The organism is Vibrio sp. Vb1018, from assembly GCF_033338775.1.
Lineage (GTDB): Bacteria > Pseudomonadota > Gammaproteobacteria > Enterobacterales > Vibrionaceae > Vibrio > Vibrio alginolyticus.
Window position 1 is genome coordinate 1 of the sequence record NZ_JAWOTI010000023.1, and the last position, 15530, is coordinate 15530.

14 protein-coding genes are annotated in these 15530 nt (G+C 46.6%); 2 read left to right on the top strand and 12 right to left on the bottom strand.

What is annotated here, in order from left to right:
• Together ompR and envZ are read left to right on the top strand one after the other, a co-directional pair.
• The coding region (gene ompR / locus R7Z10_RS19670; RefSeq protein WP_318105680.1) for a two-component system response regulator OmpR at positions 1-708 on the top strand (708 nt) is incomplete at its 5' end.
• 102 nt (positions 709-810) lie between these two features.
• Positions 811-2103, top strand: a complete 1293-nt coding sequence (gene envZ, locus R7Z10_RS19675) for a two-component system sensor histidine kinase EnvZ (protein WP_017820700.1) — start codon at positions 811-813, stop codon at positions 2101-2103.
• 72 nt (positions 2104-2175) lie between these two features.
• Here the strand turns inward: envZ and R7Z10_RS19680 are convergent, their stop codons facing one another.
• The 12 genes from R7Z10_RS19680 to R7Z10_RS19735 all read right to left on the bottom strand — a co-directional run bounded on the left by R7Z10_RS19680 (position 2176) and on the right by R7Z10_RS19735 (position 15523).
• Positions 2176-3564, bottom strand: a complete 1389-nt coding sequence (locus R7Z10_RS19680; protein WP_033905917.1) for a uracil-xanthine permease family protein — start codon at positions 3562-3564, stop codon at positions 2176-2178.
• 232 nt (positions 3565-3796) lie between these two features.
• Entirely contained in the window at positions 3797-5878 is a 2082-nt protein-coding gene (gene recG, locus R7Z10_RS19685) for an ATP-dependent DNA helicase RecG (protein ID WP_033905919.1), read from the bottom strand.
• Positions 5879-6131: 253 nt separating this feature from the next.
• Positions 6132-6815: a tRNA (guanosine(18)-2'-O)-methyltransferase TrmH gene (trmH, locus tag R7Z10_RS19690; protein WP_017635001.1), complete on the bottom strand. Its 684-nt coding sequence runs from the start codon at positions 6813-6815 to the stop codon at positions 6132-6134.
• A 52-nt stretch (positions 6816-6867) separates the two neighbouring features.
• Positions 6868-8988 carry a bifunctional GTP diphosphokinase/guanosine-3',5'-bis pyrophosphate 3'-pyrophosphohydrolase gene (gene spoT, locus R7Z10_RS19695; RefSeq protein ID WP_005379340.1) on the bottom strand — a complete coding sequence of 707 codons (2121 nt, stop codon included), beginning with the start codon at positions 8986-8988 and terminating at the stop codon, positions 6868-6870.
• Between the two features lie 39 nt (positions 8989-9027).
• The gene (gene rpoZ, locus R7Z10_RS19700; protein ID WP_005379346.1) at positions 9028-9300 is read right to left on the bottom strand and encodes a DNA-directed RNA polymerase subunit omega; all 273 of its coding nucleotides are present in this window, start codon (positions 9298-9300) and stop codon (positions 9028-9030) included.
• A 181-nt stretch (positions 9301-9481) separates the two neighbouring features.
• Positions 9482-10105, bottom strand: coding sequence for a guanylate kinase (gmk, locus tag R7Z10_RS19705; protein ID WP_005379347.1), 624 nt, complete (start codon positions 10103-10105; stop codon positions 9482-9484).
• Between the two features lie 448 nt (positions 10106-10553).
• Entirely contained in the window at positions 10554-11777 is a 1224-nt protein-coding gene (locus R7Z10_RS19710) for a lipopolysaccharide assembly protein LapB (RefSeq protein ID WP_005379348.1), read from the bottom strand.
• Positions 11778-11786: 9 nt separating this feature from the next.
• Positions 11787-12419 carry an energy transducer TonB gene (locus tag R7Z10_RS19715; RefSeq protein ID WP_005379353.1) on the bottom strand — a complete coding sequence of 211 codons (633 nt, stop codon included), beginning with the start codon at positions 12417-12419 and terminating at the stop codon, positions 11787-11789.
• 4 nt (positions 12420-12423) lie between these two features.
• The gene (locus R7Z10_RS19720) at positions 12424-12831 is read right to left on the bottom strand and encodes a biopolymer transporter ExbD (protein WP_005379359.1); all 408 of its coding nucleotides are present in this window, start codon (positions 12829-12831) and stop codon (positions 12424-12426) included.
• Positions 12832-12856: 25 nt separating this feature from the next.
• Positions 12857-13384: a MotA/TolQ/ExbB proton channel family protein gene (locus tag R7Z10_RS19725; RefSeq protein ID WP_005379363.1), complete on the bottom strand. Its 528-nt coding sequence runs from the start codon at positions 13382-13384 to the stop codon at positions 12857-12859.
• 9 nt (positions 13385-13393) lie between these two features.
• Complete coding sequence (locus R7Z10_RS19730; protein ID WP_017634999.1) at positions 13394-14755, bottom strand: MotA/TolQ/ExbB proton channel family protein; 1362 nt, start codon at positions 14753-14755, stop codon at positions 13394-13396.
• A 3-nt stretch (positions 14756-14758) separates the two neighbouring features.
• Complete coding sequence (locus R7Z10_RS19735; RefSeq protein WP_005379365.1) at positions 14759-15523, bottom strand: DUF3450 domain-containing protein; 765 nt, start codon at positions 15521-15523, stop codon at positions 14759-14761.
• Positions 15524-15530: the final 7 nt, after the last annotated feature.

The following is a 15530-nucleotide window of genomic DNA, read 5'->3' on the forward strand; positions in this document are numbered from 1 at the left end:
CATAAAATTTTAGTGGTTGATGACGATGCTCGTTTACGTGCTCTATTGGAGCGTTACCTTTCTGAGCAAGGTTTTCAGGTACGAAGTGTCGCCAATGGCGAACAGATGGATCGCCTACTAACGCGCGAAAACTTTCACTTAATGGTGCTGGACCTAATGTTGCCAGGTGAAGACGGTTTGTCAATTTGTCGTCGTCTACGCCACGCGAACAATATGTTGCCAATCTTAATGCTCACCGCGAAAGGTGATGAAGTGGACCGCATCGTAGGTCTTGAGGTAGGGGCGGATGATTATTTGCCAAAACCGTTTAACCCACGCGAATTGTTGGCTCGCATCAAGGCAGTATTACGCCGCCAAACTGTAGAGTTGCCGGGCGCACCAAGCACGGAAGAAAAAGTGGTGGAGTTCGGGGAGTTCCGACTCAATCTAGGCACTCGCGAGATGTTCCGCGGTGACGAGGCAATGCCACTCACCTCTGGAGAGTTTGCTGTCCTAAAGGCGCTCGTGATGAATGCGCGTGAGCCAATGTCACGAGATAAATTGATGAACATGGCGCGTGGCCGTGAATATTCTGCAATGGAACGCTCTATTGACGTACAAATCTCACGTTTACGTCGCATGTTAGAAGACGATCCGAGCAAGCCGCGCTACATTCAAACCGTATGGGGCCTAGGTTATGTTTTCGTCCCAGACGGCAAAGAGGTGTAACCTCTTCACTCCATAGCCAGCACTTGGCTATAGCAACTTCAGCCTTCATTACCTTCCCTTTGAAGGCTGAAATTTCGCGATTAGGACCACTAGGAACGTTCCATGCGCATCCGAAGTTCACTGACACAATCTATTCTGCTGTTCATCTCTTTGCTTCTCGCGAGCCAAGTTTTCTCTTACTACGCCGTTTTTAACTACGCGTTGATGCCGAGTTTGCAGCAGTTCAATAAAATTCTCGCCCATGAGCTCAATTTGGTGCTTGATGATGAAGGACCTTTAAAGTCTGATGCACCGTTAAGGCGTCAATTATTAGAAAGATTAGGGGTGACGGTTCACAGCCTTGACAGCGATAAGGCGATTGAATTTCATCACGCAATGTCGATTGATTTGATGTCTGAAGAAATGAGCCAAGAGCTGGGTTCGCCTACAGAAGTACGCTTATTGCTTGGCGATGAAAGTTACATTTTGTGGATGCACATCGAAAAGTTGCCGAACTCCATCATTCGTATTCCGTTATCTGAGCTGCAAGAAGAAGATTTTGCACCGCTGTTTCGTAACAGTTTGATTATGGCGCTGCTGATCATTGCTGGTGGTTGGTTGTTTATTCGTTTACAAAACCGCCCACTTTTGGCTTTAGAGAGAGCCGCGAAAGACGTCGGTCGAGGCGAAATCCCGCCACCGTTGGCAGAAAAAGGCGCATCGGAAATTCGCTCTGTAACTCGAGCCTTTAATCAAATGTCGAAAGGTATTCAAGAGCTAGAAGAAGACCGAGCCTTATTAATGGCGGGGATTAGCCATGACTTACGAACGCCTCTGACGCGTATTCGCCTAGCGACAGAAATGATGTCTCCTGAGGACAGCTATCTTGCGGAGGGGATCATTAGCGATACGGAAGAATGTAATGAGATCATCAGTCAGTTTATGGATTATCTCAAACCGGTGAACCAAGAATCGTTTGAAGCGGTTGATATCAGTACGATTGCCAGTGACGTCGCCAGTTCTGAAGGTGGTTATGAGGTTGAAATTGAAACAGATCTTAATCTTAACTTGCCGCCAGCCAAAGGAAGTGCGATTGCGATTAAGCGGGCGATCAGTAACTTAGTTGTGAATGCGCTACGTTATGGCAATGGCTGGGTCAAAATCAGCACTGGTGTGACAGCAGATAAGCAGCTAGTGTGGATTTCAGTAGAGGACAACGGACCGGGTATCGAGCATTCTCAAATCGCGAGGTTATTTGAACCCTTTACGCGTGGTGACACCGCTCGCGGTAGTGAAGGCACTGGGCTAGGGTTGGCGATTGTGAAGCGTATAATCAGCCAACATTCAGGCTCTGTGGTGATGCGTAATCGCAGTGAAGGCGGTTTAATCGCTCAAATCAGCTTTCCTACCAAGTAAGTCGATGGCCCGCACCCTTTAAAACAAAAAGCCCAACCTAATTAGGTTGGGCTTTTCTTATTCTCAATAATCTTAAGACTCTTTCACTTCCTGAGGAAGTTCATCTTCGTCTTCCAGTTTCTCTGGCAGAAGTAGATTTAAAATGATCGCTGTGATGCCACCTGCTGCAACACCAGTTGAGAAAATACTCTTAATAAATTCTGGCATAAATTGCAGGATCTCTGGTTTTTGTGCGATACCAAGTCCCATTGAGAAGGATAAGGCCATGATCAGAATTGCGCGGCGATCGAGCTCAACACGAGAGATAATACGCACACCAGCGGCAGCAATCGTACCAAACATGACAATCGTTGCGCCGCCAAGTACTGGCTCAGGAATCAGCTGAACAAAGCTAGCGACACCTGGGAACAAGCCAAGAATCACTAACATGCCAGAAATAAAGTAACCCACGTAGCGGCTCGCGACTCCTGTTAGCATGATGATGCCGTTATTCTGGCTAAACGTTGAGTTCGGGAAGCTGTTGAAAACGGCTGCGATTGCGGAGTTTAAGCCGTCTGCTAACACACCGCCCTTAATGCGTTCCATGTACACTGGGCCTTTTACTGGCTCACCAGACACTTCAGATGTTGCGGTAATATCACCGATGGCCTCTAGTGCGGTAATAAAGAAAATCAGTACCAGCGGAATGAACAGAGACCAGTCAAACGATAAGCCATATTGCATTGGTACGGGCAGTGCTACGATCTCAGTTGCGCCTAGCTGAGAAGTATCTACCATCCCCATAAAATACGCCATGATGTAACCCACTAGCATCGCAATCACGATTGAAGCCACACGGATGTATGGGTTTTTCGAGCGGTTTAAAATCACAATTAATCCAAGTACCGTCCCAGCCAGAGCAAGTTTGTCTAAGCTGCCGAAGGTTCCTTCATTTAATGCTGCGTAGCCACCGCCCATTGATACTAAGCCGACTTGAATCAGTGTGAGACCGATAAGAGTGACGACGATGCCTGAAACGAGCGGAGTGATGATTCGGCGGGCATGCTCCAATACGCGAGATAGGAAAATTTCTGCAAATGATGCGACTAAAATCGTACCAAAAATGGCAGCCATCATGGTGCTGATGTCTGCTCCACCGGCTTTCAGCGATAGGCCTGCTCCAATAATAGGACCTAAAAAGTTAAAGCTGGTGCCTTGAACAGAGAGCAAACCAGAGCCAATTGGGCCAACGGTGCGAATTTGAATAAACGAAGACACGCCTGACGCAAATAAAGACATGCTGATGATGGTGTTCGTTTGGTCTGCAGGTACACCCAAAGACTGACAGATGATCAGTGACGGAGTGATAACCGCGACGAACATCGCCAATAAGTGCTGAAGTGCGGCAAAAATGGTTTGAGGCAAAGGTGGTCGATCGTTGAGTTGATAGACCAGTTCCGAAGATCGGTTTGAAGTTGTCATTGTTTGTCTCGCTAGTCGCAATATTTCCCTAGTTCTCGCTGAATGGGAGAGCAGGGTGGAGTTGACGTCGTTACCTGTGATTGCTGTTAATCAGAGTCAACTCAGGTTGGTGGAGTGTGATCTAACACACTTAAAAATTTGTGCGCGATTATAGAGAGATTTACTCAAAAAGCAAACGTTTGCTTTGTTTTTGGCGTATTAAAAAACGAGCCATTTGGCTCGCTTTCAATCATTACGCTTTGGAGTAAATATCCCGCTCACCCAACCAGCGATCGATAATTGCTGTTGCGTTAGTCGGGTAATTGTCATGAATATGACGCGCAATACGCTGAACTTCGGGAATCAGGCGTTGATCTCGAACTAAGTCTGCGATTTTGAAATCAGCAAGACCTGTCTGCTTTGTACCCAATAGTTCTCCAGGGCCACGAATTTCTAGGTCTTTCTGCGCAATGACGAAGCCATCGTTACTTTCACGTAGTACTCCGAGACGTTTTTGCGCGGTTTTTGACAGCGGAGAGTGGTACAGCAGCACACAATGGCTAGCAACGGAACCTCGGCCCACGCGACCTCTTAACTGGTGTAATTGTGCCAAACCAAGACGTTCAGGGTTTTCTATGATCATCAAGCTAGAGTTTGGCACATCCACACCAACTTCAATCACTGTCGTTGCGACCAGCAAATGCAGTTTATTGTCTTTGAAATCTTGCATCACCGCTTGTTTCTCTGCCGGCTTCATTCGTCCGTGTACTAGACCAATTTTTACGTCCGGTAGCTTACGTTGAAGCTCTTCTGCGGTATCTGCCGCGGCTTGCGCTTCTAATACTTCCGACTCATCAATCAGGGTACACACCCAATATGCCTGCTTGCCTTCGTTTAAGCAGGCATTTCGGACACGTTCGACGATATCATTGCGTTTGGTGTCTGGAATCGCGACAGTCTGGATTGGTGTTCGACCTGGCGGTAACTCGTCAATCACCGACGTTTCTAAGTCAGCATAGGCAGTCATGGCTAACGTTCGCGGAATCGGCGTTGCTGTCATGATGAGCTGATGTGGATAAGCGCCTTGTTTTGCACCTTTTTCACGCAATTCTAATCGCTGATGGACACCGAAGCGGTGCTGTTCATCAATGATGACCAAAGCAAGGTGATGAAATTCAACGTGCTCTTGGAATAGCGCGTGAGTACCCACTACCATTTGCGCTTCACCACTGGCAATACGAGCCAGCTCGGCTTCCTTTGCCTTACCTTTGAGTTTGCCCGCTAACCAACCGACTTGAATGCCCATTCTCTCAAACCAGTTTGCGAAGTTGATAGCGTGTTGCTCGGCCAATAGTTCGGTTGGCGCCATGAGTGCCACCTGATGGCCATGCTCAATGGCTCTAACAGCGGCCAAGGCGGCAACCAATGTTTTCCCCGAACCAACATCGCCTTGCACTAATCGCATCATTGGGTGCGGTTTTTCTAGATCGGCTTCAATCTCTTGTACGACTCGGGTTTGAGCGTTTGTAGGAGAGAAAGGCAGTTGGGCTAAAAGCTGCGTTTTTAGTTTATTACAAGGACCGAGAGGTAGCGCTGAATCCTTCTGACCTTTGCTACGCACCGCCAGCATCGATAAGTTTTGTGCGAGCAATTCTTCCATGATCAAGCGGATTTGGGCAGGATGTTTGCCTTCGTCAAACTCATCTAAATTAATGGTTGGTGGTGGGCGATGAATGGTGTGCAGTGCTTGCGACATCGTGATTTGATGGTCATACAACCCCGCTGGAAGTAATTCCTGCACTGCGGTTTTATCAAGCAGGGCTAAAGCTTGTTCGGTAAGGTTGCGCAATGTGATTTGACGCAATCCATCGGTGGTGGGATAAACAGGGGTTAAGCTCTGTTCTACATCGGGCTTTTGCTCGCTGACGTAAAACTTGTAGTCAGGATGAACAATTTCCAAACCCATGCCACCGCGCTTAATTTCACCGTAAGCATGTACTAACTTACCTTGCGTGAAATTGTTCTTCATGGCTGCGGTAAAGTTGAAAAAGCGCAGCGTGATAGTGCCATTACCGTCGCTGATTTTTACCGTTAGCATTTTGCGCTTACCGAAGATGGTGTCGACTGCCATGACCTTACCTTGCACGGCCGCCCAAAGGCCAGCATGCAGTTTGGCAATAGGGTAAATACGAGTACGATCTTCGTAGCGTAACGGAAGGTGAAACAGCAAATCTTGAACGCTATGTAAGCCAACTTTGGCGAGTTTTTCTGCGACTTTCGCGCCAACTCCAGAAAGGGAGGTTAATGGGACGCCAGATAACATTTGGGCGGACATAGAGGGCTCAAGAAAATGGTTAACATAGCAGTATGTTAACCATGGAGCTGTGTTTTTGTACAGGAAAAAATAGTCATGCTTTAGTTAGTGTCATGATTTGACTGATAACCTATCATTCCGAGGAGCTTTAGCGACATCAGGATTCTATTTTCAACAAGTATGTCGCTGAAGTTAACACTATCAGCATCTGTATATTTGAGAATTAGATCCTGAACCACGCTCCTTCGCCGCCGTTCAGGATGACGAAAGTCTGTTACTTGCTTTGCATCTCTTGCCACCACGCGTCATCGGCGATGATTTGACCTTCTTCATCGAGTGGTGGGTAAACGAGCCCTTTTCGTTTCGCGACCTTTGCCAGCACTGGGTGACCACGTTCAAAGAGAATACGGTTGATTGTCTCTTTAGGCAGAGCGCTTTCTTCTCGGTCGTACATGCCTGCGGCTTCACGTTGACGTTGCGCTTCATACAAAATTACGGCACTGGCAACCGATACGTTTAGTGACTGCACCATGCCCACCATTGGGATAATAATGTCTTGATCGGCAAGCTGTTTGGCTTGCTCCGAAGCGCCAACTTTTTCACTGCCTAAAATGATTGCCGTTGGTCTGGTGTAGTCGATCTCGCGAAAATCGACGGCGGTGTCCGAAAGATTGGTCACCAAAACCTGCATACCTTGCGCTTTGAGTTCGGTAATCGCAGTTTCAATCGAATCGTGAGTATCCACTTCAACCCAGTTACGCGCGCCAGCTGAGGTATGGCTCAGCGTACGCATTTTGTCTGGCCAAATTGCGTGAACTTTGTGTAAGCCTGTCGCGTCAGCGGTGCGGATCACAGCAGAGACGTTGTTTGGCTTATGTACTTCTTCGAGACAAAGTGTCAGATCAGTTTGGCGAGTTTTTAGGACTTGGTGAATACGGTTGTAACGTTCTAGGTTCATATTTATTGAGGTATAAAAAATCGCCACCTAACAGAGTAGGTGGCGATAGAGGTTAGTTCTTTCTGCGTCTGACTCGGGTTGCTTGAGGCATTGCCTTAATCTTACGCATGATACCAGCAAGGTGGACACGATCTTTCGTCGTCAACAGCACAGTCACAGTGTATAGACGACCATCACGTTCTTCCGTTGAAAGGCCATGAATGTTTGATCCTGTTTTCGAGATCACGTTGGTAAGTTCTGCAAGAGCACCTTGGTTGTTAAGCATGTCGACTTTAAGTTCAGCAATGAACTCTTTATCGTAGTCTTCAGACCAAGCGACAGCCATATAACGGTCTGGCTCTTTCTGATAACCACGAACGTTCGGACATGTTTCTCGGTGAACAACCAAACCACGACCAGGCGATACGTGAGCAATAATGTGATCATCTGGGATAGGATGACAACAATTTGCAAACGTCAGCAATAAGCCTTCTGCGCCACGAATCGGAAGCTTCTTCTTCGAGTCCGTTGGGATTGAACTTGTTGTCGTGAGCTCTTCGGTGTCACCAAGGAGACGACGTGCGATCACAATGCTCATCAACTCACCCAATCCAATAGCAGCCAATAAATCATCGATGCTTTCTAGGCGAAGATCATTCAAGACTTCTTGGATATTTTCTGGATAAATTGAATCAATCGAGTGACGGCCAAGTGCGTGATTAAGTAGGCGACGACCTAAAGTAATCGACTCTTCACGACGCATCGTTTTCAGTACTTGTCGAATCTTAGTGCGGGCACGAGAAGTCACGACATAGTTCAGCCATGCCGCATTCGGACGCGCACCAGGGGCACTGATAATTTCCACTGTCTGACCGTTTTTCAATGCCTTACTCAATGGGTAAGGGTTACGATCAACACGAGCACCAACACAAGAGTTGCCTACATCGGTATGTACGGCATAGGCAAAGTCGACAGCCGTTGCGCCTAAAGGTAGTTCAACGATACGACCTTTTGGTGTGAAGACGTAAATCTCATCTGGGAAAAGATCGGATTTTACGTTTTCAATGAATTCGAATGAGTTACCCGCGCTTTGTTGTAGCTCTAACAGGCTTTGCATCCAACGCTGAGCTTTCACTTGCGCAGTGGTACCAGACTTGTCGCCTTTGTCTTTGTAAGACCAGTGTGCCGCGACACCTTTGTCCGCCATTTGATCCATATCTTCAGTACGGATCTGAACTTCAACAGGTACGCCGTGTGGGCCAACCATGGAAGTGTGTAGCGATTGATAGCCGTTCGCCTTTGGTACCGCGATGTAATCTTTCATGCGACCAGGACGTGGCTTATACAAGCTGTGTACTTGGCCTAAAACGCGATAACAAGTATCAGCGGTATCAACAACGACTCGGAACGCATAGATATCCATGATGGTGTGAAAGCGCTGTTCTTTGGTTTTCATCTTGTTGTAGATAGAGAACAGGTTTTTCTCACGACCAACGACGCGAGCATTCAAGCCAAAATCTTGCAGACGGCCTTCTATTTCGCTGTGAATGCGTTGGATCATCTCTTTACGATTACCACGTGCGGCTTTAACCACTTCTTTCAGTACGCGGTAGCGGTTGGGATATAGCGCCTCAAAGCCCAACTCTTCGAGTTCGGTTTTGATATTGTGAATACCAAGACGATGAGCGAGGGGCGCGTAAATTTCTAACGTTTCACGAGCAATACGACGCTTTTTATCTGGTCGAAGCGCGCCAAGCGTACGCATGTTATGCGTGCGGTCAGCCAGTTTGATCAGAATGACGCGGATATCTTGCACCATGGCCAGAACCATCTTACGAAAGTTCTCAGCCTGAGCCTCTTTCCTATCGCGGAATTTGAGTTTGTCCAGTTTAGATACACCATCAACCAATTCTGCGACAGTGTTGCCGAATTTCTCTTCGAGATCTTCTTTAGTTACATCACAGTCTTCAATGACGTCATGCAGCAAAGCAGCTTGGAGGGTTTCGATATCAAGGCGCATTTCGGCCAAGATACGAGCCACAGCGACAGGGTGGATGATGTATGGTTCACCGCTAGAGCGGGTTTGCCCTTCATGGGCATCTCTCGCTACCACATAAGATTGACGCAGAGCCTCAATCTGAGGCTCTGTTAGGTATTCTTGGGCAACGTCTTTGAGGCTATCGAATAGATACAAATTATAGGCCCGGGAGGTTGTTGAATTCTAAAGTCAGAATTAACGGTTGTGAGCGATGCTGCTTACTGCCGCTAGCTCTGCCGCTTCTTGCTCTTGCTGTTCTTGACGTTCACGAGCGTCTAGAACTTCTTTAGTAATTAAACCTTCTTCGATTTCGCGTAGAGCGATAACCGTTGGCTTATCGTTCTCTTCTGGCACTAGTGCATCTTTACCGCCAGTTTGCATTTGACGAGCGCGGCGAGCCGCAATCAGTACTAGGTCGAAACGGTTGCCAACTTTTTCAACAGCGTCTTGAACAGTTACGCGTGCCATGAGGACTCCAAATAGTTAACTAAAATTTTAGAATGACGAGAAAGTATACAACCTAACTACTTTATTTACTAGCAATTAGACAAGCCACCGTTTGTGGACTTTCTCAGGTAGTTTATTGTGTTTTTCGCACTGGGCAAAAAACGGGAAATTCTTTATGTTTTACAGCGTGACTTTTTTGAAGTTACTCTGCTAACAACGCGTCAAGCATACCTTTATATTTAGCAGCTTGCTTTTCTTCCTTCAATCTTTCAGCACGCAAGATAGCTTTAAAATCCATCAAAGCGGTATCAAAATCGTCGTTTACGATCACGTAGTCGTACTCGTTGTAATGAGAGATTTCCGACTTGGCTTCAGCCATACGCTTTGCGATCACTTCATCGCTATCTTGACCACGAGTGTTCAAGCGACGCTCTAACTCACCGTTTGATGGTGGCAGGATGAAGATGCTTTTGGCTTCTGGCATTTGTTCACGGATTTGGCGTGCGCCTTGCCAGTCGATATCTAGAAAAACGTCGATACCTTTATTTAGTGTTTCTTCAATCCATACACGAGATGTGCCGTAATAATTACCAAACACTTCTGCGTATTCTAGGAAGTCACCTTTAGCGATCAGGGCTTCAAACTCATCTTTCGCTACAAAATGGTAGTGGACACCATTTTCTTCACCAGGTCGCATGTTGCGCGTGGTGTGAGACACAGACACTTTCATTGCGTAGGTTGGGTTGCGTTCCAACATCGCTGAGATCAAGCTAGATTTACCTGCGCCGCTAGGTGCAGATACGATATAGAGAGTACCTTTGCCCATTGTACTGTTCCACTTTTGATTGGATTGATTGAGTGCCGAAGGAAAGTTCGACATTCTTATAACGATAGCACTGGCATTGAGAAATCAACCACCAAAGGGGTGGATATTGGTGATAATCCCGCCAGAAAAATGGAGGCGAAGAGTATCATGATCTCTATTTTGTTACCAGTTGATCTTTCTGTCTGTGATCGTCTCAGATGAAATAGTTACTTACGCCAGAGTGTTCCTAAACAGCGAAGAAGGAGCGTGATACAGGACTTACCATCCGCGCACTCTGTTATTAAAACCATTTCTACAACCGTTTAGTGTGCTGATTTTAGGTTTAGAGTCCCGATTTGGCTCGCGTGAGTGACTCTGGTTAAAAATAGGGGTTAATAAAGATAAAACGGAAAAAAGGGGAAGCTTTCACTTCCCCAGGCGTGCGACTGACTCACACTTAATCTTCGAATTATCCTTGAGACTCTAGGAAATTTATCCAAGGGCTAACGGTTGACCTGAATTTTGGCGATTGAGCAGCGCCTTTCATCGCCTGCAAGGCCTTTTGTGGCTGCTTAAGCTCGAAATAGGCCATCCCGCGAATGTATTCAAGTTCTGCCTTTTGCTCTTTAGAGGCACTGGATGCCGCGCTTTCTACAAAACGAGTTGCTTCAGAATACTGCTTGTCTTGTATCATTAAGCGAGCAATCTGAATTTGCGTTTTAGCAGAAGGAGCGAGGTTATATGACTTTTTATAAGCGAGAATTGATTTATCTAGCTCTTTAGCTTGCTGCCAGAAGCTGGCTAGGCGGTCATAGTTTTCCTTCGTCTTTTCAATGTTTCCAGCTGCCATTTCCTTTTCAAGAGTTTTGGCTGCTTTATATGGAATACCTTGATAAGCCAAGAAGTTTACAAAGCGTAAATATTCCTTCTCTCCTTCTAGTTTCCCCATTTTGTAAACCATTTCTAGGGTGGCTAGAGAGTTGCGTTCTTGACCTAGCTCCATGTAGACACCAGAAAGTTGCATCCAGTAACGCTTTTTCTGAGGGTACTTTGAAGTCAGAGTTTTGAGTACACTGGCAACGCTTTTCAGCTGGCCTAACTCGTAGTGAGATGCAACGAGAATTAAGTACCAAGATTCACTTGGGCTCTTGCTCATCGCGATGGCTTTTTTGGTTGGCGGGATTGCATTTTTGTAATCTTCCAACTGAACATAAGCGCTCGCTAACGTGATATAAGCATGAGCTTGAGGCTTCTCTTTGGTTGTTTCTGCAACCTTGAACCATTCCTTCATCGTTTTTACAGACAACGTATACTTTTCTTCAGCTAGGTAAAGCTGAGCCAAGCTGTAGCGAACTTGTTGAGCAACCGGAACGGGAAGTGCGTCGAGCTGTAATGCTTCGGCAAAGTATTTTGCTGCTTGCACATAATTGTCTTGTAGCGAATACAAAAAGCCAGTCTGCTGAAGTAAAACTGCTCGGTCGTATTTTTTCGAACTTGTGCTTTCTAAAGCGCTTGCTAGTTTTTCTTTCGCTGCTGAATATTTTTCAGTTGCGATCAACTCTTGCACTTTGTTAACGGTTCGAAATGTCCGATCTGATAACTGAGGAGCTTCTTTTGCCATCGTAGGAGCGGCCATTGCCACTCCTGCGAAGAGAATTAAAGAAGCCACTTTGCTTTTCCATAAACTTTTCATCGTGACTCCTTAATTGGTTGAGAACTCTATTTCTTGCGATAGGCGCGAGCTAACAGGTTTCCCGTCAACCAATTTTGGTTTAAATGTCCATTTAGAGACTGTTTTTCTTGCCGCTCGACCGAGGCCTAAGCGTCGTGGTTGCTCTTTAAGAACTTTGATGTCCTCTACGGCACCACGTGCGTTGACAGTAAACTCTAATAAGACGACCCCTTTTTCTATTCCTGCTTTCGCAGCCTTCCTAGGCATTTGAGGTTGGAATGTCGCTAGAGGTGTTGGACCTCCGCTACCCGCGAGTTGCGCACCTCCACCCTGGCTATAATGTCCAAGCACCGAACCACCTGTAACATTTACGGGTAGGTCAAGCTTTGGCATATCCATTGGGGTCTGCTCCATCACCGGTTTTACTGTCGCTGTCACTTTCATTTCTGGCGGTGGCGGCGGACGCTTAGGCGGTGGTGGTTTTGGAAGTTCGCGTTTTTTCTCCTGTATTTTTTCGTCTGGTTTAATGCGAATAAACTCGACCATACGCAGGTCATCATTCGACACTAACTCGTGGCGCTCTTTGTTTACTAGCTTGTCCATCCCCCAGAACAACCCGAGGGAGACAATGAGCGCCAGTGCAATTGAGGCCAGATACCGCATAAGCTTAATCCTTATTGGTTGCGGCAATGGAGATGCTTTCTACACCTGCCATTTTGATCTGGTCCATAACCTTCACGACTACGCCAGCATTTGCTTCAGTGTCGGCTTGGATAACAACTGCGCCATCAGGGCTTTCTGCACGAAGACGTTCAATATTCGCGCGAACCGCGTCCACTTCGATGCGGCGTTTATCAACCCAAACATCACCCGCCGCACCAACTGCGACCATGATGTTACCTTTTTTCACGGTTTGCGCAGAGCTTGCTGTCGGGCGGTTTACTTCTAGACCAGCTTCTTTTACGAACGATGTTGTTACGATAAAGAAGATCAACATGATGAATACGATGTCGAGCATCGGTGTCATATCGATAGCGGTTTCATCACTGCTATCACTGCTATAGCGTCTTTTCATGACCTATACCTCTAATTCCATTTACTCAGGCAATATGCTTTAGCTTATCTTCCAGCTTTTGCGTTGTGACTTTGGCTAAATGATCAAGACGTGAACTAAAGAACAGTCCTGATAGAGAAGCCACCATCCCGGCTAAAGTTGGGATTGTTGCCTTTGAGATCCCCGAGGCCATTGCTCGAGGGCTTCCTGTTCCTGTTACCGCTAAGATGTCGAATACTTGGATCATGCCAACAACGGTGCCGAGCAAACCCAGTAAGGGACAAAGCGCAATCAACACTTTCACGATTGGCAGGCCCTTTTTATTCTCAATGTCCTGACGAGAAACAATTTCTTGTCGGATCATCTTAGCGTTCCAGCTCTGGTGCTCTGATCGCCCCTGCCATGAGCCAACGGCTTTTTTCATGGCTTTTGGAGCGACGGCAGCAAAATAGAACCAACGTTCTAACAATACTGCCCAAAGCATAAAGCTGAGGATGAAGATGGCGACGAGTACATCGCCACCCATTCCCAAGAAGCGCCTAATTGATTCAAGTTCTCCAACTAACCACCACATAACGCCTCCTTAGCTTTCGGCTTTATGTAGTTTTTCCTGATAGCGAGCGATGAAGCCTGCACTCTGTTCTTCAAGAGTTTGAACCAAACGACGACCTTTACTGTGTACGATGGTGTACAGGAACAGCAATGGAATTGCGACAACCAGACCTAGCATAGTGGTAACAAGAGCTTCAGAAATACCGCCAGCCATCAGTTTAGGATCGCCGGTACCGAACAGAGTAATGGCTTGGAATGTGCCGATCATACCCATTACCGTACCCAGTAGGCCAAGTAGAGGTGCTACAGAAGCAAATAGCTTGATTGAGCTGATAAAGCGTTCAATGCTCGGTGCGTTACGTAGGATGATTTCGTCCAGTTTCGCTTCAAGATCTTCAAGGTTGTCACCTTTGTGTTCTTGGTAAGCTTGGATAACTTCACCCAGAGGGTTACCAGGAATCACGGTTTCTGATTTCGCTTGCTTACGCATTTTACCGCCAATCACTTGAAGGCGTAGGAAGCAAACTAGAGCAATGATAGCGCCAACTGCACCCATACCAAGGATGACGTAACCTACAATGCCACCTTGATCAATACGTTCTTGAACGGTAGGGCTTTGTACAAGTAGAGACAGAATTACACCACGGGATGGGTCAATAAACAGTGGCTCATAGCTGTTTGACGCTGACTCAAAGCCTGCAACATGACGTGTAATATTGGTGCGAGGCTGTCGAGAGAGTTCTTCGAACTTACCTGTTTGAGGTACATAAGTAACGTACTTACCATCGGCAATCGCGTTAAATTCACCGACAAGAGTAACATCGCGAACCGCTTCTTTACCTTCGCCATAAACAACCGTTGCTTGGGTTGTTGCTGTCTCGCCTGAGGCAACCACTTGTTGAAGAATGGTATGCCAGAATGCTTCTAGCTCTTGTGTTGATGGCAGTTCTTTGCTTTCAGCCAGTTTCGTTAGTAGAGCGTCACGCTCTGGGAACTGAACTGCGTTTTGAGAGGCTGCAAATAAGCCTTTAAACTCGCCCGCATATTGGCGGACCACACCAAACATTTCGCCCAAAGTACCAGAGCGAACACGTAAGGTTTCTGTTAGTTCAGTCAGCTGCTTATCGTTTTCATCAAATGTCGCTTTAAGTTGATCGCCCAGTGCTTGCTGTGAAGCTAGCTCTTCACGAGCCTGTTGCAATAATGCCGCTTGCTTATCTCGGTTGTTCTTGAACTCAGCTTCACGGGCTTTATTCTCTTTTGACTCAACGATGCTTTCTGATTTTACGTTTTTGAGTAGTTCAGATAGGTTCTTAGGCGTTTCTGCTTGTACGCCTGAAGCCATAAATAAGCTCGCTAGTAGACCAGCGGCTAGAGTTTTGAATCCTTTCATCTCTTATTCCTCCCCAGCATATACAGGCAATTTGATTAGCGCTGGTGGCGCTTGCTTCTTCGCGATACGAAGGCCTTGCTGTACCGCTATGCGGTAGCTTTCCGGTAATGTTTCCCATTGACGTGTTTGTTGGTTCCACATACCTGTCTCACCACCGTCTGGAGATTGGAATAAAAGCGCCGTGCGACCAATACGTAGGAAATCGTAAGTCACGGTTTCCCCATTTCTATCTAGGCTAGCTTTGTAAGATTCAATTGAGCGAGAGAAGCCTTCTTCAATTTGGTAGGCTTCCATCACTTTACGGAATTTCTCAGAAGTCGTTACATCGGCGCGATCCATGAGACGACGCAGTTCTTGGACACGTTTATTACGTTCTTTTTTCTGGAAAGGCAGATCGAGAGTCACAAACTCATCGAGTGCATCGATCATTTTAAGTGTTAGTGGCACTACTTCTGTTGCCGTTTGATCGATCTGAGCAATTTGGTTATTTAATGAGTCCAATTCACCTTGCTGTGATTGAACCATACGATTAATTTGCTCGTTGTAGACTTTCATGCTGTCGATTTGACGTAGTAAGCCTTTGTATTCTGCCAACATGCCTTCAGTACTTTCGGCATAATTGTCGATTTTTTGTTGCGAAGCTTCTGAAGATTGATTTGCTTTTGCTTGTGTGGAAACGACAGCACCAGAGTTGGCCGCTATAGAGCTACTACTGATAGTAAGCAATGCTGCAGCTATGGCACTGAGACCAAATTCCTTGAATTTCATGGTTGCA